This window comes from Nocardia sp. Marseille-Q1738, assembly GCF_965283145.1.
In genome coordinates this window covers 25,955-45,496 of record NZ_CBDIMS010000011.1, presented here as the reverse complement: position 1 = coordinate 45,496, position 19,542 = coordinate 25,955, and the positions used below count along the sequence as shown (strand labels likewise).

21 protein-coding genes are annotated in these 19,542 nt (G+C 68.4%); 12 read left to right on the top strand and 9 right to left on the bottom strand.

Annotation, left to right across the window (positions count from 1 at the left end; genetic code table 11):
* Nucleotides 1-196: 196 nt before the first annotated feature.
* Nucleotides 197-1,330: a cytochrome P450 gene (locus tag ACWPXK_RS29305; protein ID WP_454199397.1), complete on the top strand. Its 1,134-nt coding sequence runs from the start codon at nt 197-199 to the stop codon at nt 1,328-1,330.
* A 72-nt stretch (nt 1,331-1,402) separates the two neighbouring features.
* Here ACWPXK_RS29305 and ACWPXK_RS29300 read toward each other — a convergent pair whose 3' ends face one another.
* The 4 genes from ACWPXK_RS29300 to ACWPXK_RS29285 all read right to left on the bottom strand — a co-directional run bounded on the left by ACWPXK_RS29300 (nt 1,403) and on the right by ACWPXK_RS29285 (nt 5,799).
* On the bottom strand, nt 1,403-2,611 hold the full coding sequence (locus tag ACWPXK_RS29300; RefSeq protein ID WP_454199396.1) for an ROK family protein: 1,209 nt from the start codon (nt 2,609-2,611) through the stop codon (nt 1,403-1,405).
* Between the two features lie 30 nt (nt 2,612-2,641).
* Nucleotides 2,642-3,880 (bottom strand): sugar ABC transporter permease, encoded by a 1,239-nt coding sequence (locus ACWPXK_RS29295; RefSeq protein WP_454199395.1) that lies wholly within the window; start codon nt 3,878-3,880, stop codon nt 2,642-2,644.
* Nucleotides 3,877-4,650 (bottom strand): ATP-binding cassette domain-containing protein, encoded by a 774-nt coding sequence (locus tag ACWPXK_RS29290; protein ID WP_454199394.1) that lies wholly within the window; start codon nt 4,648-4,650, stop codon nt 3,877-3,879. Before ACWPXK_RS29290 ends, ACWPXK_RS29295 begins: the two co-directional genes overlap by 4 nt.
* A 75-nt stretch (nt 4,651-4,725) precedes the next feature.
* A complete protein-coding gene (locus ACWPXK_RS29285; protein ID WP_454199393.1) occupies nt 4,726-5,799 on the bottom strand; it encodes a sugar ABC transporter substrate-binding protein in 1,074 nt (357 codons plus the stop codon).
* 394 nt (nt 5,800-6,193) lie between these two features.
* Here ACWPXK_RS29285 and ACWPXK_RS29280 point away from each other — a divergent pair, with 394 nt between their 5' ends.
* The 3 genes from ACWPXK_RS29280 to ACWPXK_RS29270 are packed head-to-tail and all read left to right on the top strand — an operon-like array spanning nt 6,194 to nt 8,779.
* Nucleotides 6,194-6,517: a hypothetical protein gene (locus ACWPXK_RS29280; protein WP_454199392.1), complete on the top strand. Its 324-nt coding sequence runs from the start codon at nt 6,194-6,196 to the stop codon at nt 6,515-6,517.
* The gene (locus tag ACWPXK_RS29275; RefSeq protein WP_454199391.1) at nt 6,514-7,803 is read left to right on the top strand and encodes a hypothetical protein; all 1,290 of its coding nucleotides are present in this window, start codon (nt 6,514-6,516) and stop codon (nt 7,801-7,803) included. The genes ACWPXK_RS29280 and ACWPXK_RS29275 overlap by 4 nt, the downstream gene beginning before the upstream one ends.
* Nucleotides 7,790-8,779 carry a hypothetical protein gene (locus tag ACWPXK_RS29270; protein WP_454199390.1) on the top strand — a complete coding sequence of 330 codons (990 nt, stop codon included), beginning with the start codon at nt 7,790-7,792 and terminating at the stop codon, nt 8,777-8,779. Before ACWPXK_RS29275 ends, ACWPXK_RS29270 begins: the two co-directional genes overlap by 14 nt.
* Nucleotides 8,780-8,839: 60 nt before the next feature.
* Here ACWPXK_RS29270 and ACWPXK_RS29265 read toward each other — a convergent pair whose 3' ends face one another.
* Nucleotides 8,840-9,250, bottom strand: coding sequence for a nitroreductase family deazaflavin-dependent oxidoreductase (locus ACWPXK_RS29265; RefSeq protein ID WP_454199389.1), 411 nt, complete (start codon nt 9,248-9,250; stop codon nt 8,840-8,842).
* Nucleotides 9,251-9,362: 112 nt separating this feature from the next.
* Between ACWPXK_RS29265 and ACWPXK_RS29260 the strand changes: the two genes are divergently transcribed.
* From ACWPXK_RS29260 to ACWPXK_RS29245, 4 genes are all read left to right on the top strand, one after another.
* The gene (locus ACWPXK_RS29260; protein WP_454199388.1) at nt 9,363-10,019 is read left to right on the top strand and encodes a response regulator transcription factor; all 657 of its coding nucleotides are present in this window, start codon (nt 9,363-9,365) and stop codon (nt 10,017-10,019) included.
* Entirely contained in the window at nt 10,016-11,176 is a 1,161-nt protein-coding gene (locus ACWPXK_RS29255) for a sensor histidine kinase (RefSeq protein WP_454199387.1), read from the top strand. The genes ACWPXK_RS29260 and ACWPXK_RS29255 overlap by 4 nt, the downstream gene beginning before the upstream one ends.
* 80 nt (nt 11,177-11,256) lie before the next feature.
* The gene (locus ACWPXK_RS29250) at nt 11,257-11,541 is read left to right on the top strand and encodes a hypothetical protein (RefSeq protein WP_454199386.1); all 285 of its coding nucleotides are present in this window, start codon (nt 11,257-11,259) and stop codon (nt 11,539-11,541) included.
* Between the two features lie 12 nt (nt 11,542-11,553).
* On the top strand, nt 11,554-12,501 hold the full coding sequence (locus tag ACWPXK_RS29245; RefSeq protein WP_454199634.1) for an RNA-guided endonuclease InsQ/TnpB family protein: 948 nt from the start codon (nt 11,554-11,556) through the stop codon (nt 12,499-12,501).
* A gap of 144 nt (nt 12,502-12,645) precedes the next feature.
* On the opposite strand, the gene ACWPXK_RS29240 is transcribed toward ACWPXK_RS29245, so the two are convergent.
* Both ACWPXK_RS29240 and ACWPXK_RS29235 read right to left on the bottom strand, forming a co-directional pair.
* Nucleotides 12,646-13,026 (bottom strand): hemophore-related protein, encoded by a 381-nt coding sequence (locus ACWPXK_RS29240; protein ID WP_454199385.1) that lies wholly within the window; start codon nt 13,024-13,026, stop codon nt 12,646-12,648.
* A gap of 83 nt (nt 13,027-13,109) precedes the next feature.
* Entirely contained in the window at nt 13,110-14,615 is a 1,506-nt protein-coding gene (locus ACWPXK_RS29235; protein WP_454199384.1) for a flavin-containing monooxygenase, read from the bottom strand.
* 34 nt (nt 14,616-14,649) lie between these two features.
* On the opposite strand from ACWPXK_RS29235, the gene ACWPXK_RS29230 reads away from it, so the two are divergent.
* From ACWPXK_RS29230 to ACWPXK_RS29215, 4 genes are all read left to right on the top strand, one after another.
* Nucleotides 14,650-15,726 (top strand): AraC family transcriptional regulator, encoded by a 1,077-nt coding sequence (locus ACWPXK_RS29230; RefSeq protein WP_454199383.1) that lies wholly within the window; start codon nt 14,650-14,652, stop codon nt 15,724-15,726.
* A 207-nt stretch (nt 15,727-15,933) separates the two neighbouring features.
* A complete protein-coding gene (locus tag ACWPXK_RS29225; protein WP_454199382.1) occupies nt 15,934-17,874 on the top strand; it encodes a UvrD-helicase domain-containing protein in 1,941 nt (646 codons plus the stop codon).
* Between the two features lie 79 nt (nt 17,875-17,953).
* Nucleotides 17,954-18,325, top strand: coding sequence for a hypothetical protein (locus ACWPXK_RS29220; protein ID WP_454199381.1), 372 nt, complete (start codon nt 17,954-17,956; stop codon nt 18,323-18,325).
* Nucleotides 18,326-18,384: 59 nt separating this feature from the next.
* Entirely contained in the window at nt 18,385-19,113 is a 729-nt protein-coding gene (locus ACWPXK_RS29215; RefSeq protein WP_454199380.1) for a VIT1/CCC1 transporter family protein, read from the top strand.
* Between the two features lie 52 nt (nt 19,114-19,165).
* Here ACWPXK_RS29215 and ACWPXK_RS29210 read toward each other — a convergent pair whose 3' ends face one another.
* Both ACWPXK_RS29210 and ACWPXK_RS29205 read right to left on the bottom strand, forming a co-directional pair.
* On the bottom strand, nt 19,166-19,339 hold the full coding sequence (locus tag ACWPXK_RS29210) for a CsbD family protein (RefSeq protein ID WP_454199379.1): 174 nt from the start codon (nt 19,337-19,339) through the stop codon (nt 19,166-19,168).
* Nucleotides 19,340-19,364: 25 nt separating this feature from the next.
* The gene (locus ACWPXK_RS29205) at nt 19,365-19,520 is read right to left on the bottom strand and encodes a DUF6131 family protein (RefSeq protein ID WP_364335690.1); all 156 of its coding nucleotides are present in this window, start codon (nt 19,518-19,520) and stop codon (nt 19,365-19,367) included.
* Nucleotides 19,521-19,542: the final 22 nt, after the last annotated feature.

Here is a 19,542-nt window from a genome sequence, read left to right as displayed (position 1 = left end):
AGCGCAGTCGGACAAAGCCGCCGGTACATGCACTCCACCACAGCAGCCGGAAACAGCCGCATTGTCCATCGACGGCGTGCACCGGCAGTAGCGTGGCCGCGGAAGGACACAGTCGGACGTAGGTCCGTCGACAGCCCACGCCAGCGACGCCGGATGGCCGCTTATTCTTCGAGGACGACGGCAGTGAGGTGGGTTGGTGCGGACGATCGGGACGGCGGCGCGGGAACGGCGGGACGAGCACGCGGGCTGGCGCGGCGCGGTGCGGCACGCCGAACTTCCTGGTGGGCAACATGTTTGGGTGATCGCCGGATACGACGAGGTAGCCGCCCTGCTCGCCGACGAACGGCTCAGCCTGGACAAGCGGCACTCCGGCGGAGGCTACGCGGGTTTCGCGCTGCCGCCAGCGCTGGATCGCAATCTGCTCAATATGGACGGCGACGAACACGGCCGGATCAGGCGGCTGGCCGCGCCCGCGTTCTCGCGCGGCGCGGCCGCGAACCTGCGGCCCGTTGTGCGCCGGATCGCCGACCGGACATTCGACGCGCTGGACGCGGCGCCGGGCGAAGCGGTCGATCTCCTCGATCGTCTCTGCGTCCCGGTACCCGCCCTGGTCATCGGCGAATTGCTCGGTGTGCCCGCAGATCTGCACCCCGGCCTGCGTGACGCCGCCACGACCATGGTGACGTTCGACGCGGCGTCACCCGAATCCGGTCGGCGGCTCGTCGCGGCAATCGGCTGGCTGACCGCGACGTTCACCGATCTCGTCGCCACGAAGCGCGCCGCACCGGGCGATGATCTGGTCAGCGGATGGCTGCGCGCCGACGACGCCCGAACGTTGTCCGAGGACGAGCTTGTTTCGCTCGCCTTCCTGATGATGCTGGCCGGTTTGGAGAACGCGGTGCACCTGTGTGGCAATCTGATCGCGGCACTGCTCGGCTCGGGCGGCATCACGGCGGCGGATTGGTCAGCCCGCCGCCGCGACCTGATGGAGCGAGCCAACCCCCTCCCGTTCGCCATTCGCCGTTTCGCGGTGACCGATCTGACCGTCGGCGGCCACACCATCCCCCGCGGCGACACGGTCCTGCTGTCGATATTCGGCGCCGACTCCGATCCCGCCCGCGCGGGCAGGCCGAGCCTCATGTTCGGTCGCGGACCGCACTATTGTCTCGGCGCGCAGACCGCCGACCTCATCGTGGACGCCGTCGTCCCGGAATTCTTCGCGCGATACCCGAAGGCAGGACTCGCCATCTCCGAGACCGAACTGACCTACCGCGATTCATGGCGCGCCCACGGTTTGACCGCGCTTCCGGTGACACTCGAAACCGACTGAACTCCGACGGAGTCGACAGGAACTCGCGGAGGACGAGCACGCCACACTACGGACCGGGCCCGGAACGCAACGTCAGGCGCGAGCGGCGGCGGTGCGGGCCAGCGTCTGCAACGGATCGGTCAGCACATCGGTGAATGCCAGTTCGGCGGCTCCGATCAGCGTTGCGTCGCCGCCGAGTGCGCTGGTGCGCAACCGGACCCGTTCACGGACGGCCTGCAGGCCGTTCACCGCCACCCGGCTGCGCACCTGCGCCGCGGAAGCGAGATAGATTTCGCGCAGCACGCCACCGAAGACCACCATGGACGGATTGAAGATGTTGACCAGGTTGGCGACGCCGTAGCCGAGCCATTCGCCGACCTGGTGCAGCGCGTCCCTGGCGGCCGCGTCGCCGCGGGCGGCGGCCTCGACGATCTCCTCGACCGCCGCCTGCCCCGGCGGATCGGTGCGTCCCGCCGCCGAGATCAACCCGAGTTCGCCCGTCTCGGCCTCGAAACAACCGCGGGAACCGCAGGCGCAGGGTCGCCCGCGCGGGTTCACGATCATGTGCCCGACCTCCCCGCAGTAGCCGCCTTCGCCGCCGAGCAGCTCGCCGTTCATGATGATGCCGCCGCCGATGCCGACGTCGCCGTGCAGGTAGATCAGATTCGCCAGGCCTTCGCCCACCCCGCGTTCGCGTTCGGCCAGCGCGCCGAGGTTGGCGTTGTTGCCGACCGCGACCCGGAGCCCGAGATCGAGTTCCTCGGTCATCTTCGCGCCGAACGCGACGTCCACCCAGCCGATGTTGGGCCCGTACCGGACGACGCCGTCCTCCTCCCGGACCATGCCGCAGAACGCGACGCCGACGCCGACGCAGACCGAATCCGCCGCGGCCGCATCGATCATCGCGCGGGCCATCCCCACCAACGCGGCGATCACGTCGTCCGGGTCGAAAGCGCCGCTGGGCCGGGCGGTCTCGCTGCGATCGAGCACCGTACCGCCCAGCCCGACCCGTGCGGCGGCGAGCCGGTCCGCGCCGACGTCGAGCGCGACGACGTACACGCCTCGCTCCCGGGGCCGCACCACCAGAGAGGGCCTGCCCGCCCGGCCGGTCTGGCCGGGTAGCTCCTCGCTCACCAAACCCGCGGCGGCCAGGTCGGTGGTGAGGGCGAGGATGGTGCTGCGGTTCAAACCCATTCGCTCGGCGAGGGTCGCACGCGACACGGCGCCGTCGCGGTGGACGTGCCGCAGCAACGTGGCGAGATTACGCGTGCGGATCTCCTCGGGAGAAGGTGCTGCTCGCATTCACCGGGCTTTCGTCGCGGGACAGGGGATTCATCGATGCTGGAGTGCGCGCCTACGGGAGAGCGCGTCCACTCCGGCGGCCAAAAGCAGCACGAATCCTGTCACAACGAATTTCGTGCCCGCGCTGTAGCCCATCAGCCCCATCCCGTTGTTGATCACCGCGACCACCGCCGCGCCGAGCACCGCGTCCAGCATCCGCCCGCGTCCGCCGAACAGGCTGGTGCCGCCGATCACCGCCGCGCCGACCGCGGTGAGCAGCACGTCGCTGCCACCGGTATTCGGATCGACGGAGTTCGCCCGCGAGGCCGCGATCAGTCCGCCGACCGCCGCCATCGTCGAACACAGCACGAAGGCGGTGATTTTCACGCGGTCCACCGCGATGCCGGCCCGCCGGGCGGCCTCCGCGTTCCCGCCGACGGCGTAGATGTGCCTGCCGAACGAGGTGCGGTCGAGCAGGAACGTCCACAGCAGCAACAGCGCGGCGATCAGCGGCACCACGATGGGCATCCCGGTCAGCGAATGCAGCTCCGGATTACGGCTGCGCTCGCCGTTGAGCACCAGCACCGCCGCGCCCGCCACGACGGCCAGCACCGCGACGCGCACCGCGACCGCCGACGCCGTCGCTCCGGTGAGCCCGAGTTTCGTGCGGGCCCGCAGCTTCCGGTACTGGACGATCGCGAACCCGGTCACGAGCACCGCGTACAGCGCCCAGCCCAGTAGCGGGGGCACGTTCTTGTTCGCGATCGCCACGATCGTCTCGTCGCGGATGGCGATATTGCGGCCGTTGTCCATGATTTTCAGGGCGACGCCCTGGAGGGCGAGAAACGCGGCCAGTGTCACCACGAACGACGGAATGCCGATCTTCACCACGACCGTGCCGATCAGGAGTCCGATCGCCACACCGGTGAGGAGCGAGACCCCCACCGCCAGATACCAGGGCCATCCCTTGTCGGTGAGCAGCACGGCGAGCACAGCGGCGCAGACCCCGCTGGTGAACCCGGCCGACAGATCGATCTCGCCGAGCAACAGGACGAAGATCAAGCCCATCGCGATCACCGCGATCGCGGCGCCCTGGGTGAACAGATTGGCGAAGTTGGCCTCGGACATGAAGACCGGGCGCGCTGCCCAGAAGACCGCCGAGAGCACGACGAGCGCGATCACCGACGGCAGCGCGCCCATGTCGCCGCCGCGCACCCGCCCGACGTAACCGGTCACCAGGTCGGACACCGGCGCCACCGCCGGTCGCTGCTGGGTCGCTACCGCGTTCATCGGGTGACTCCGCTCGCTTCGAGACCGAGCGCACCGCTGCGGCCTGCCGTGATCAATTCGACGACCTGCGCGTGCGTCACGTCGGAGGTCCGGACCTGGGCCGCCATCCGGCCCAGGTAGAGCGCGGCGATCCGGTCGGACACCGCGAAGACGTCGTTCATGTTGTGCGAGATCAGCACCACCGCGAGGCCCTGGTCGGCGAGCCGGCGAACCAATTCGAGCACCTGCTGGGTCTGCGCGACGCCCAGCGCGGCGGTCGGCTCGTCGAGGATCACCACTTTGCTGTTCCACAGCACGGCTTTCGCGATGGCGACCGTCTGACGCTGGCCGCCGGACAGGCTCGACACCTGCTGACGGACCGACTTGACGGTGCGCACCGACAAACTCGCCAACGTCTTCATGGCGAGCTCTTCCATCACGTACTCGTCCAGGACGAGGCCGTGTGTGCGCTCCCGGCCGAGAAACATGTTCTGGACGATGTCCAGGTTGTCGCAGAGCGCGAGATCCTGGTAGACGATCTCGATGCCGAGCGCCGCCGCGTCGCGCGGATTGTGCACCTGCACCGGCCTGCCCTCGAACAGGAACTCGCCCGCGTCGATCGGATGGGTGCCGCCGATACACTTGACCAGCGTGGACTTGCCCGCGCCGTTGTCGCCGACAAGCGCGGTGACCTCGCCTGGATAGGCGCTGAAGGCGACTTCGTGCAGGACGTGGACGGGGCCGAAACTCTTCTGTACTCCCCGTAATTCGATGACCGGCAGTTCGGGCATGGGGTAGCTCTCCTCGATAAGGGGTGGGGCCCCTTCCGCCGTCCCCTCATCGAACCGCGGAAGGGGCGTGCGGTATCAGATCCCGTTGTCCGCACAGAGTTTCGCGAACTCGCCCGCACACAGCTCGGCTCTGGTGACGTAGCCGTCGGCCACCACGTCCTTGACGTTCTGCGCGTAGATCGGCTTCGGTTCCAGCAGCACGGAGGGAACGTCGGCGTTCGACTCCGGGTCGCGTACCGTGCCGTTGGTCGTCCCCTGTTCCCCCTTCGCCAGGGCGACAGCGAGTTTCGCGGTCGCCTCCGCCTCTTGCCGGATCGCTTTGTAGACGGTCATGCACTGATCGCCGGTGAGCACGTTCTGCAGGCCCTGGACGGTCGCATCCTGCCCGCTGACCGGGACCTGGCCGTTGAGCTTCTGCTTCTTCAGCACCGCGATCGCGGCGTTGGCCAGTCCGTCGTTCGCGGCGACCACGCCCGCGATGTCCGGCCGTCCGGTGAGCATCTGCTCGAAGATGGTGCCCGCCGTGATGTTGTTCCATTCCGGGACGGCCTGATCCGGGCCCTTCAGGTATTGGCCCGCGTCGAACCTGGGCTTCAGCACGCCGTCGTAGCCGGTCTTCAGCAAGGTCGCGTTGTTGTCGGTGGGCCCGCCGTTCAGGTACGCGACCACCGGACGCACCGCGTTGCGGTCGGTGAGGCACTTCGCGACGCCCTCGCCGAGCAGGGTGCCGACCTTCACGTTGTCGAAGGACACGTAGTACTGCGCGCCGCCGCCGAGCGTCAGCCGGTCGTAGTCGATCACCGTGACGCCCTGCGCTTTCGCCTTCTGGATCACGGCCTTGCCGGTGCCGCTGTCCAGGTTGGTCATCACCAGCACCGAGGCGCCGTTGGTGATCATCTGGTCGGCGATGGTCTGGAAGGCGTTCTTGTCGCCTTGGGCGTTCTGGATATCCGCCTTGACACCGGCGGCGTCGAATGCCTGCTGCAAGTACTTCCGGTCCGCCGTCTCCCAGCGTGCGGAAGTCTTGCTGTCCGGGAGGATCACGCCGATCTGCGCTTTCCCGGAATCCGCTGAGTCGTCGCCGCAAGCGGTGAGTGCGGCCATGAGCGCGACCGATAACGCCGCGGCGGTGAACATGCCCTTACGCATGAGTGGGCCTTTCATTCACCGGCCGGGCAGTGCTCCGGCCGGTCGGAGTGGAGCGAATGTTGTTCACGGCAACATATCCGACTGTGACCCAGCGCACAACAGTCAATTTGTTGTTTGCCATAACAATCTCGACATACGCGCATTTGCGCAGGTGACCGCGGTCCACCGGAGTGGCGAGCGGTCCGGGAAGGGTTCATGAACGGGCCCGTCGATCGACCGTGCCCGCTGTCGCCGAGGGATCGGACCGTGCTCCGCGAATCGAGAACCGGACGTCCGGCACGTCGTCGGGTGGAACGGACCACCCAGGATCGGGCGCACAGTGGCGAGGCGGCACAGTACGCTTGACGGTGAATCATGGCGCGGCAGCGACAGACTGGGATCCGGGAGGGGAACAGTGAACACGCTCGAGCTCGACCCGGCGGCAGTGGCCGCCTACACCGCGATCGCGGACGCGGTATCCAAACAATTGGCGTCGGCGGCGGCGGTCGCCTCCGGCGCGGTGAATCCGGACCAGCTGGCTTCCGACCTCGGGCTTGTCGGCGCGGAATTCGCGGCGCGGTTCACCGCGGCCGTGTCCGAACACGCCCAAGCGCTGTCCACCGCGGGACAATTGGTCAGCGCATACGGCCAGGTCCTGCGCGGTTACAGCGAGCAGGCACAGGGCGTCGACGCCGCCACGGCGGGCGCCATCACGCAGGCCGGGGAGGCACTGGCATGAGAAGCCTGATGGGACTGCGGAAACGCTCGCACGCCACCCAGCCCACGACCGAGACCCCCAGGACACCGAGCACCGAACCGGGCGTCGATCCCCCGATCATCGCCGCACTGGTACGTCCACTGCTGACGTTGCGCTCCTCGCTCGGCACCGGTGCCGGCGTACCGAATGCGGCTGCGACCAGCGCGCTTTCGGCCGCCACCACGCAGGCGGCCGACACCGAAGGTCCACACCGCGAAGGCTTACACGCCTTGGAGTCGACGTGGACCTCACGCGGCGCCGACGCAGCGGTGCCCGCGCTGCGCACGACGCAAACCCAGATCGGCGATATCTCCGATCGCGGTCCCGCCTACCTGTCCGTCCTCGCCGACGCACACGCGACCTCCGGGCGCGCGGCCCAGCGCGTCGACCAGATCATCGCGGAGTTCCGGCGCGACGCGCGCGAGATCCTGGACAACGCGAGTTCGGCGCCGGAGACCGACGCCGTCATCGCGCGCGCCACCCAGGCGCTGCGCGACGCCATCACCACGGTGACCGCGGCGCGCACCGAAATGACAGACCACACCAGAAGACTCGATGAAATGGGACCGCTCACGGTGACCGCGCCATCCGGCGTCGCACAGGGCGGGACCGTACAGCCCGGCACCACAGGGCACTTCGTCCCCGGCACCACCACACCGGCCACCACGCAGCCGATGGACCCGGCCATGGCCGCGCAACTCCAGTTGCAGCAGCAGCTCATCGCCGCGGGGGTGCAGCTGGGCAGCACGGCCATCAACGCGGGCGTCGATATCGGCACGCATATCATCGACAAGATCGCCGAGGTCGGCATGCACACCATCGACACCGTCGCGGCGTCGGCGGACAAGGCGATTCCGGAGCTGATCAACCCCGGCTCCACCACGAACTCCGGCACGAACGGCGACGAGTCGAAAAACTCCTCGAAGCTGTTCGACTTCGGCGGGTCGCAGGACAAGCCCTCTTCCAGCGGCAACAATTCGGTGCTCTCGCCGAACAATTCAACCGCTCGATCGGACGCGCCGAAGCCGGAGAGCAGGCCCGCGCCCGCCGGAGCACCACCCGCCTTCGACCAGCCCGCGCCCGCGGGCCGTCCGGACCACCCTGGCCATCCAGGTCAGACCGGCGGCATGATGCTGCCACCGGCGCCGCCTCCGGCCGGTAACGACCAGGAACACAAGCCGCGCGACGGCCAGCTCGGTGTGACCATTCCCTCCGCAGTGACGGCGGTGGTGCCGGTGCTGGGCGAATTCGACGATGACGCCCCCTGACCGGGAGCATCCCAGTCAGGCTGCGAGCCAAGACAATCCGTTCGACACGGGTCTGCCGATGCTGCGCATTCCGGTGGCCAAGCCGTCGAAACGGCGTCGTCCGCACGGCCGCCGCAAGATGATTCGCCGGCGCGAACCGGAATTCGCGGCCGCGGAGCCGCCGCGTGCGCCGGACAAGGAGAGCACGCGGCCGCGCTTCGGCGAGTGGGAAGAATGGCTCGACCCGGTCGCACCCGCCGGACAGCAGCCGGAAATGCCTGTCCCGCAGGCCAGCGCGCCCGCCGAGCCGGAACCACCCACCGCCGAACAGAGCAATGTCAAGGTGCCCGCGATCATCAACCGATCGGGCATCCACCCTGGCACTCCGGTGCGCCATCCCCGGCGGAACGGGGATCAGCCGCGCGGCAACCGGTCGCTGACCGTGCTGATCGTGCTCGGTATCGCGGTCGTCACCGTCTCGATCGGCCTGACCATCGTCTACGGTTCCGACACGAAGACGCGCACGGCGGCGACGTCACCCGCACGCGCGCCCGGTTCCGCTCAGTTCACCTCGACGTCCACGACGTGGGCCAAGCCGCCGTGGGCCATCGCGACGCCGGGATGCGAGCAACGGCGCACACCCGACGTCGTCTCCGGCACCGACCCGGGCGGCACCGGCAACGGCCCCGATGCCATCCTCGCCTTCGAGTACGCCTATTACGCCGAGCGTTCCGGGTACCGAGCCCGTGCTGTGGTCGCGCCGGACGCGGCGGTGGCGCCCGCCGAGCAGATCCAGCGCGGCATCAACCAGGTGCCGGCCGGTACCCGCTATTGCGTGCAGATCACCCGTGCGGGGGACAGTCCCGCCGGACAGGATCGGTGGGAAGTCCGGCTGACCCAGCAGTTTCCCGGCGAGGAGACGAACACCTTCACCCAGTTCATCACCACGCGGACCGGCGCCGATCAAACCCTGATCACCGGGATCACGGCAGGCTGACCATTTCCGGCTCTACTCGTAGCGGCTCGTGCAGTTGAGCAGCCTCTAATGGCGGCGGGCTCAGTGCGGCGTGAGTTTGACGACCGGAATGATTCGGTCCGTCTTCTCCTGGTACTCGGCGAAGCCGGGCATCACCTCCACCATGGCGGCGAAGAGCCGGTCGCGCTCCGGACCGTCGGTGATCGGAATCGCGGTCGCCTTGATGGTTTCGGTGCCGATTTCGAGGGTGACCTCGGGATGGGCGCGGACGTTGTGAAACCAGTCCGGGTTGGTCGGTGCGCCCGCTTTGGAGGCGATCACGACGATGTCGTCGCCGTCGCGGATGAAGGCGAGGGGGTTGGTGCGCCCGAGCCCGGACCTGGCGCCGGTCGTGGTGAGCAGCAGCAGCTCACGACCCGCGAAAGGGCCGCCGACCTTGCCCCGGTTGGCGCGGAATTCTTCGATGATCCGGGTGTTCCAGTCGCCTGCCATGCCGGTTTCTCCTTGGCGCTCGGTTGCTGCTCGTGCGCGAGCCTACTCGGATCCATCCCGCCGAACCCCGGACTAACGGCCACCCAACGGCGGCAGGGGGCACGATGGCGGGGTGCGGGTACTTGTGGTCGAGGACGAGAAATTACTGGCCGACGCGATCGCCGACGGCCTGCGTCGGCACGCGATGGCGGTGGACGTGGTGTACGACGGCGCCGCGGCGCTGGAGCGCGCGCAGGTCAACGACTACGACGTGGTGGTGCTCGATCGAGACCTTCCCGAGGTCTCCGGCGATTCGGTCTGTGGCACTTTGGTCGAGTCGAATGGCGAGACTCGGATTCTGATGCTGACCGCCGCAAGCGCCGTGGCCGAGCGGGTAGCGGGCCTTGGGCTCGGCGCCGACGACTATCTGACGAAGCCGTTCGCGTTCGCCGAGCTGGTCGCCCGCATCCAGGCACTCGGTCGGCGTGCGCGCAGCGCCGCTCCTCCAGTGCTGGAACGGTCCGGTATTCGCCTCGACCCGCATCGCTTCGCCGTGACCCGAGACGGCGAACCGGTCTCGTTGTCGCGCAAGGAGTTCGCGGTGCTGGCCGAGTTGCTGCGCGCGGACGGCGGCGTGGTGTCGGCCGAGCAGCTCTTGGAGAAGGCGTGGGACGAGCACGTCGACCCGTTCACCGGCGTGGTGCGGTACACGATCATGAACGTGCGGCGGAAGCTGGGTGATCCGCCGGTGATCGAGACCGAGCCCGGCGTGGGGTACCGGATCCGATGAGCGGGCGCACCATCCGGCTGCGGCTCACGCTGCTGTACGCGACCGCGTTCTTCGTCGCGGGCGCCGTGCTCATCGCGTTGATGTACTTCTATCTGAACCAGTCACTGGAGCGACGGCCCGGAGCCGCGGCACACAAAGTAGTGCAGGAGTTTCTCGCCAACCGTGCCGAGCGAACCCATACCCGGGTCTCCCCGGAGCTGTACCAGGCGCTGGCCGAGCAGGCCGAGCAGAATCGGCGGGACACGTTGCGCGCCATGCTGATGTGGTCACTGATCTCCTTGGGCGCGGTGGGGATCGCCGCAGGAGGATTCGGCTGGTTGATGGCCGGACGCGCCCTGCACCCGTTGCAGCGGATCACCGCGACCGCGCGGCGGGTGGCCGACACCAGCCTGCACGAGCGCATTGCCCTCGACGGGCCGCAGGACGAGATCAAGGATCTCGCCGACACTTTCGACGCGATGCTGGAGCGCTTGGACCGCGCGTTCGACGGTCAGCGCCGGTTCGTCGCGAACGCCTCGCACGAACTGCGCACACCGCTGACCATCAACCGGACGTTGATCGAAGTGGCGCTGGACGATCCGGACGTCCCGGAATCCACCCGCAGGCTCGGCTCCACACTGCTCGAGGTCAACCACCGCCACGAACGGCTCATCGACGGCCTCTTGGTGCTGGCCACGACCGAACAGCGGCTGACCGAACACCACCGCGCCGATCTCGCCGACATCGCCAGGGACGCGGTCGCGACCCACACCGACCGGGTCGGCGTCCGGATCACCGCCGACCTCGAGCCTGCCCCCGTGGTCGGCGACCCGCTGCTGCTGGAACGCCTCGCGCACAATCTGCTCGACAACGCCGTGCGCTACAACCTCCCCGAACAGGGTTGGGTCACCGTCCGTTCCCGCGCCGTCGACGACCATGCGGAACTCACCGTCGAGAACAGTGGCCCACCGGTCCCGGCCTTCGAAGTGGACGGGCTCTTCGAACCGTTCCGGAGGCTGGCCGCCTCCGAGCGGCTCGCCGACGGCTCGCGCGGCGCCGGGTTGGGTTTGTCCATTGTTCGCTCGGTCGCGCAGGCTCATGGCGGGACCGTCCGTGCGGTGGCGCGCTCGGACGGTGGGCTGGAAGTGACGGTGGATCTCCCGCTTGCCCCGGAATAGCGCGACACGGGCAATGGAAGGGTGAGTCCGGAACCTCGCCCGTCCGGTGCTCACAGCACATCGGTGAGCTCGGAGGCGAGGTGAACCAGTGCCTTGCCATGGTGAAAACCGCACTGGACCAGCGACGCAGTGGCCTGGACGTGCCGGTGCCCTGGACAAAGTTCAGCCTAATCAACGCGTTCAACACCTGGAAACGCAGTGAGGCCGCCGGACGGGTGATCGCCGTGGACAATAGTGGGGTGGCCACTGTGACGGTGACCGGCTTGCGATGGCGGCACGAAGTGTCGGCGCAAGTATTCGAGGAAGCCGCCGTCGACCTCGGACAGGGTCTGAAAGGGTTCACAGATTCGCGCACCGGCGCCTGACACGGCCGCCGGATCGGGTTCCCCCGCTGGAAGTCGAAAGCCCGCAGCACACAGTCATTTCGGCTGCGCACCAAGACCAGCCGCAGCGGACGGGCACCGATCCGCGTCGGCGACGACCAGATCCCACGATCGGTCACCCTCCCGAGCCTAGGACTGATCCGGGTCCGGGAGGACACCCGTCGGTTGCGGCGCATGATCGCTGGTGGGCGGGCAAAGATCCTCTCCGCCACCATCACCCGCCGCGCCAGTCGCTGGCACATCTCCCTGGCCGTGGAGGCCGCCGACCTGCATGCCGGTCACCGGCACCCGGTCCGCTCCGACGACGACACTGGTGGCTGGGTGGGAGTCGACCGCGGGCTGTCGGCATTCCTGGTCGCCGCCACCGCTGACGGGGTCGAAGTGGATCGCATCACCGATCACCCGAAACCCCTCGCCGCCGCGTTGCGGAAGCAACGCCGCCTGGCGAAAGCGGTGACCCGCAAAAAGAAGGACTCGATGTCTCGCGCCCGGGCGGCTGGGCGGCTGGCACACCATCACCGCCGAGTCGCCGATAGTCGCGCGCATTTTCTGCATCAGGTGTCCAACCGGCTGGTCCAGACCCACGACCGGCTGGTGCTGGAGGATTTGAACATCACCGGCCTGATGGGCAACCGGCGTCTGTCGCGCGCCATCGGCGACGTCGGCTGGGGCGAGCTGGCGCGCCAACTGCACTACAAGCAGTCCTGGCGCGGCGGACAGATCCACGTGGTGGATCGCTGGTTTCCCTCCAGCCGGACCTGTTCACACTGCGGCGCCCACAATCCCCGGCTGCGGCTGGGCGATCGCGTCTTCGCCTGCGGGTGCGGGCTGGTGATCGACCGTGATGTGAACGCCGCGGTGAACCTCGCCGTCCGGGCCGAGCAGGATCACGCCCGGGCCCGGGAGCCCGAAACACGAGCCCCGGTTATCAATGCTCGCTGACGGGACGGCGCTGACATGCCAGCTTCTGGTGTGTGAAACCGGCCCGAGTGACGCGGGATCCGACGCCTGCACCACACCCGGTGCAGGCCGAGGACGTCCGAGAAGGACGGTGTCCGAGAACTCCACAGGTTCCCGGACGCGTTGTCAGTAGTTGTGGCAGGTGTCGAGGATGACCCGCATCTTGTCCCGGTGCTCCTGCGCGCGCGGCGAATCCCGGTGTTCCTCGAACTTGCGCTTGGCGTCCGGGTGCGTGTCCAGGAACTCCTTCGCCCGCTGCTTGCGCTGATCGACCGGCAGGCCGAGGAACTCCTGGAGCTTGGCCTTCCGGTCGGGGTGCGCGTCGAGCCGGGCGGCGAACTCCGGGAACTGGGCGTGCACGGCGGCATCGATCTGCGCGAAGCTGCACGTCGTCTCCAGCAGCGCGCCCCCATGCCCCGGCTGCGCTGAGGCGGTCGCCGGAACCAGCAGCGCGCCCGCGGCGACCAAGCCGCCGAGTGCGACGGTTGCTCGGAGGAATCTCGTCATGTCGCATAACCCTTTCCGTTGAACGTCGGGCCACCGCGACGTGACCCGGCGCCTAGTCCATCAGGAAGGGCGTTCGGTCAGCGCTAGGAAACGGATACCGGCTGGCGAACCGCCGATTTCGGCGTCGCGCTGAGCGTCTTGCCCAGGTCCGTGCGCAGGGTGGTGGCCGAATCGAGCAGATAGTTCTGCCGGACGCGCCACGGATGGCGGGCGCCTTGGCGTGGGAACTGGCCGATCGAGCGCTGGATATAGCCGGAGGCCAGATCCAGCAGCGGACGCTCGTCCAGCGTGCCCCGCGGCTCGGGCACCACGGCGGCGTAGCCCTTGCGGTCCATGTGGCCGAGCACCTTGCAGACCAGCCGGGAGGTGAGATCGGCGCGCAACGTCCACGAGGCGTTGGTGTACCCGATGCACACGGCGAAATTGGGCACGCCGGTGATCATGGTCCCCTGCCAGACGAACTGCTCGGACAGGGCGACCCGCGCGCCGTCGACACTGGGGGCGATGCCGCCGAAGGCAAGCAGTTGCAGACCCGTGGCGGTGACCACGACATCCGTCTCCAGCACTCGGCCGGACTTCAGCCGAATGCCTTCCGGCACGAAGGTATCGATGTGATCGGTGACGACTTCGGCCTTGCCCTTCTTCATCGCCTTGAAGAAGTCCGCGTCGGGCACGGCGCACAAGCGCTGATCCCAGGGGTCGTAGCTGGGCGTGAAGTGCTCCGCGACGAGCTTGTCGTCCTTCAGGATTCGCGTGGTGAGACTGGTGAGCAGTTTTCGCGCGGCTTCCGGGCGGCGACGGCAGTACTGATAGAAGCCGATCGCGAACAGGATGTTCTTGGTGCGAATCGCCCGGTGCGCCAGCCCTGCCGGAAGCAGGGCGCGGATCCGGTCGGCCAGCTTGTCGCGGCCGGGTACGGCGCTGATCCAGGTGGGTGTGCGTTGCAGCATCGTCACCAGTTCCGCCTGCTCGGCCAGCGCGGGAACCAGCGTGACCGCGGTGGCGCCGCTGCCGATCACGACGACGCGCTTGCCGCGGTAGTCGAGGTCCTCCGGCCAGAACTGCGGGTGCACCACCGTTCCGGAAAAGGAGGAGATGCCAGGGAATTCCGGCGCGTATGGCCGCTCGTAGTCGTAGTACCCGGCGCAGGAATACAGGAATCCGCAGGTGAGGGTGCGTGTTTCGAGGGCGCCCGCTTCGTCGCGGTGCTCGAGCGTCAGCGTCCAGCGCGCGGACCGACTGTCCCAGTCCGCGGCGAGCACCTTCGTGCGGTAGCGGATGTGCCGGTCGATGCCGTATTCCGTCGCGGTCTCGGTGATGTAGCGCAGGATCGACGGACCATCGGCGAGCGACTTGGAGCCCCGCCACGGCTTGAACGGATAGCCGAGAGTGAACATGTCGGAGTCCGAGCGAACACCCGGATACCGGAACAGATCCCAGGTGCCGCCGAGCGCGTCACGCGCCTCCAGAATGGCGTAAGTCTTTCCGCGGCACTCGGTCTGCAGCCGGTAGGCCGCGCCGACGCCGGACAGGCCGGCGCCGACGATCACGACATCGAGGTGCTCCGGCGGTGCGGCGGTCTCCGTCATGCCCTCCAGTGTGCGAGCCCGACGGACCGCATCCTTGACTTCGCGCGACAACTATTTGATCCTCGACGACATGTCGGTGATTCGGTCGGCGGGCCTGCGCGGGTTCCGGGCCACCGTGGCCGAGCTGGGCGGGGACGCCGAGGCGCTGGCCACGGCATGCGGCCTGCCTCTCGCCGCGCTCGACACCGACGACCTGCTCGTCCCCGACGAGCAGGTGGCCGCCGTGCTGGAGCTGGCCGCGCATCAGCTGCACTGTCCCGATCTGGGCCTGCGGATTTCGCACCGCCAACACCTCGACATGCTCGGTCCGCTGGCGCTGGCCATCCAGAACTCGCCGTCGGTGACCGACGCGCTCGAGTGCTCCGCGCGGTACCTGTTCCTGCACGCGCGTTCGCTCAGCCTCACGCTGGAACCGGACCCCTATGCCGAGCGGGGTGTGGTCGCGCTGCGGTACGGAGTGCAGCAGCCGGGGCTGCCGACGTCCGTCCAGGGCACCGACCTGGGACTGGCGTTCGTGCATCGCACCATCCAGCGGCTGGTGGACGACCGTTACGGCTTGCGTTCGGTCGAGCTGCCCTACCGGCCGGAGGCGCCGGTCGCGAGCTACGAGGAGTTCTTCGGCGCACCGGTGCGCGTGGAGCGGCCGTCCGCGGCGCTGCGGTTGCCGAGCAGCCTGGTGACCCGACCGCTGACCGGCGGCGACGAGAACCTGCATCGGCTGGCGATAGCGTTCCTCGCCGAGCAGTCCGGCGGCGCGGACGCGGCGATCGCGCCCAAGGTGCGCGCGGCCGTGCGTCAGTTGCTCGGCACGGCGGCTCCCGGGATCGGCGCTGTCGCACGGCTTCTGACGGTGCATCCGCGCACGCTGCAACGGCGCCTGGCCGCGGAGCACACCTCGTTCGCCGCCATTCTGGACGAGGTCCGCCGAGATGCGGCTCGGCGCTACCTGACCACGACGGATATGCCGATGAGTCAGGTCGCATCGCTGATCGGTTTATCGGAGCAAGCCACATTCACGCGGTGCGCCCGAAGATGGTGGGGGACAACCCCTACCGCGGTGCGTCGTGCCGGATCGCACGGAATAACACAGCAGCACAACACTTTCGGGTGACAGGACGACAACGTTCCGGCGTCCGATCCGCCCATTTCGGTAACGGTTGGCCAGAAAAACCGCCGACCCATTCCTTCCTCGACGCCCGGTCTTTACCGTCGAATACCGGGTAGGTATGCGCCGGAAGGGGGACCCCATGGGCGAGCGCAATGCCAGCACAGCCACCCCGGTGGTCATGGCGGAGCCGAGCGTCAGCGAGGCGGCGGCATGAACCCCGATATCTGGTCCGGGCGCGTGGCGGACGCGCTGAGCCGCATCTCCGGACTGACCGCGCAGCAGCAGTCGTTTCTCGCCGAAGCTTTGCCGGAGCCGGACCGGCGCCTCCTCGTTCATCGAAATGTGGCGCATCCGCCGGACGACCACGCCCATGCGCTGCTGATCTCCGGCACCGGGCTTTTCGCGTTGCGGTTCGCCGAGGACGTTCCTGCGGGGCTGGACGGAATCCGCCGCCATGCCGAGGCGAAGTTCGGCAAGCTGCAGTTCGGGCGCGAGAAGGTCGTGGCCCACGACGTGCAGATCGTGCTGCTCGTTCCCGGCGAGATCGGCGTCCGCGAGGACGGCAGGTTCGCCGTCGCCGGACCGGCCGAGCTCGATCGGGTGATCCGCGCACGGCATCGGCAGTTGCGGCCGAGCCGGGTGCAAGCGATCGCGAGCACGGTCGCCCACCAGGCCCTCGAGTACGACTTGGTGGAGATCGAGGAACCGCGGGACGAAACTCCAGCCCTGCTCGACCGGTCGGACGTCACCGCCGCACAGCGCGACGCGGCACTGCACCGGCCGTTCCAGCACTGGATGACCTTCCTCGATCCGGACCAGGAGGCGCTGGTCTCCCGCACGTACACCGGTCCCGCGCGCCTGGCCGGTCCGGCAGGCACCGGCAAGACGGTCGTGGCGCTGCACCGCATGGCCAGGCAGGCGAAGCGATCCACCGGACGTCAGCTGTACACGACCTTCGTCAAGACGCTGGCCAACTGTCAGGAAACCTACTTCCGCCAGCTCGCCCCCGGGACCGAGGGACGTGTCCAGTTCGCCGGTTTGCATTCCTGGGCGATGGATTTCCTCGCGCAGCGGATCGCGCCGCCGAAGCTCGACCCGGTCGGCGCCGATCGCGTTTTCGCCCGAGTCTGGGAGCGGGTGAGAACCGATTTCGAGGCCTTGGAACCGCACGGCAGCTACTGGCGCGAGGAGGTCGACCGCGTCATCAAAGGGCGCGAGATCAATGATCTCGACGTCTATCAGCGCGCGGAACGCCACGGACGCAATGGGATTCGCCTCGACGACGACCGACGCGCCGATGTGTGGCACAAGCTCTACGTCCCGTACGTGCGCGAGATGCGCGAGCGGGGCATCTCCGACTACAGCGACGTCATCGCCATCGCGCTGGCCGAGATTCGCAACGAACCGCTTGCGCAACCGTACGACGCGGTCGTGGTCGACGAGGTACAGGACATGACGCTGGCCGGGCTCCGGCTGGCGCACGCCATCGCCGGTGGGAACGGATCGAGTCCGCTGCTGCTGCTCGGCGACGGCCGGCAGCAGGTGTACGCGGGCGGCTGGCGGATGGCCGACGCGGGCATCACCTTGCGCGGCCGTGGCGAGATCCTCCGGGTGAACTACCGCAATCGCCGTCGGATCTGGGAAAACGCGGCGGGAATCGACGCGGTGAACGCCCTCGGCGATTTCGACGGCGATTCCGGGGTGGCGCTGCGTGACGCAGATGTCACACTGCCCGACGGCGCGGTGCAGATCTGGCGCGGACCCGACCAGTACCTGGAGAGCGCACTGGTGACCGGCATTCGCGAGTGCGGCCGACCGCTGTCCGACATCGCGGTGCTGACCAGGACGAACCTGGAGGCCGACCGGCTCATCGGCGCGCTCGACGCGGTCGGCATCGCGACGCTGCCGCTGACGGAGTTCGACGGAAAACCTTACGCTGCGGTCAAAGTCGGCACCGTCCACCGCGCCAAGGGCCTCGACTTCGCGGCCGTCTTCCACCCGACCTGGTCCGGCGGCGCCCAACCGCCGACCGGCGCGAGCCGCGAACGAGCCGAGCTCGCCGAGCGCCAGAAGCTCGTGGCGATCACCCGGGCGCGCGACTACGCGTGGATCGGCGTCCGGGACGACCGCCTGGAGACCGGCCGCGCCTGACGACGGCAGCCTCGAATCCCTCCTGGGAAGGCGCGATTCGGCCGCTAGACTCTCCGGGATCGACTGGGAAGGGGGCCGCATGGACGCGGTTGTCAAGGAGGTCGCCGAGGAGGGCAAGCGCCTGATCGACCGTGCCTGGCTCGGCGAACTCAGCCGCGACCAAGCGGTGCACATGTTCGTCCAGGTCGGTGACGGCATGGTGCGCTACGAGACCGCGCTCACCATCATCGACGACGGTGTGCGGCGGCTGACCGTCAACGCGCGGCGGCTGCGGATCCTGCGCTGGTGCACGCTGCTGGAGATTCCGGTGTTCGGCGCGTTCGCGGGGCTGGCCGTGCTGTTCGGCGACTACACCACCGCGGGGCTTTCGGTGTTGTTCCTGCTGATCCTGCAGGTCATCCACCGCGCGATGCTCCCGCATCCGCAAGCGGTCCCCCGCCAGCCGGAATAGCCGTCCGAGGGGCGTCTCGAACGCCTGGTGGGTCGGCCGCAGTGACATAGTCTGCGTTCATGGACGGCACGATCGGCAAACCCGGCCCCCATCCGCACGAGCCACACGAGGTCGGCTTCGCGTCCAAGCTGAACTGGTTGCGCGCGGGCGTGCTCGGCGCCAATGACGGCATCGTGTCCACCGCGGGCCTGGTCGTCGGCGTCGCCGCGGCCACGACCGACACCGCGGCCCTGTTCACCGCGGGTATCGCGGGCCTGTCCGCCGGAGCGATCTCGATGGCGGTGGGCGAATACGTCTCCGTCAGCACCCAGCGCGATTCGGAGCGTGCCCTGCTGGCCAGAGAACGCAGGGAGCTGCGCGAGGAGCCGGACTACGAGTTGGCCGAACTCGCCGGGATCTACCAAGCCAAGGGCCTCACGGCGGAGACCGCGCGCAAGGTCGCCGAAGAACTCACCGCGCACGATGCGTTCACCGCGCACGCCGAAGCCGAACTCGGCCTCAACCCCGCCGAATTGACCAATCCCTGGCAGGCGGCGTTCTCCTCGGCGGTGTCCTTCATCCTCGGCGCGTTGCTTCCACTGCTGGCCATCCTGTTGCCGCCGGTCACCGCACGCATCCCGGTCACGTTCGCGGCCGTGCTTGCGGCACTCGCGCTGACCGGTTCGGTCAGTGCCCGGCTGGGCGGAAGCCCGCGCGGACGTGCGGTGATCCGGGTGGTGCTCGGCGGCGCGCTGGCCATGGGAGTCACCTACGGCATCGGACAGCTCGCCGACCTGGCCGGAATCTGATCCGGTGCCCGCGACGGCTCACCGCCTCCGCGTGACACCGGCAGATCCCGGATCAGCGCCGGAACGCGTCCCGCAGCTTGTCCGCGGCGCGCTCCAGGTTGCCGCGGGCCTGCTCACGACGCCCCCTGGCCTCCAGCCGGGAGTTTCCCGTTGTCCTGCCGAGAATTTTCTTGACCCTGCCCCGGGTGGCCCGCGCTTGGCGCGCTAGGCGATCTTCGAACTTCATGACCATTCCTTGGGTGCCGAGGCCGCTAGTAGTACCAACGGCGGCCACCGACCGGACGGCCCACCGAGCCCGCGACCAGCAGCACGAGACCGATGATCAGCACGATGATGCCCGCGGTGGTGAGCAGTGGAATTCCGAGCAGCCAGCCGAGGACCAGGAGGATGAGGCCGAGAATAATCATTGCCGTATTTCCTTTTCTCGAT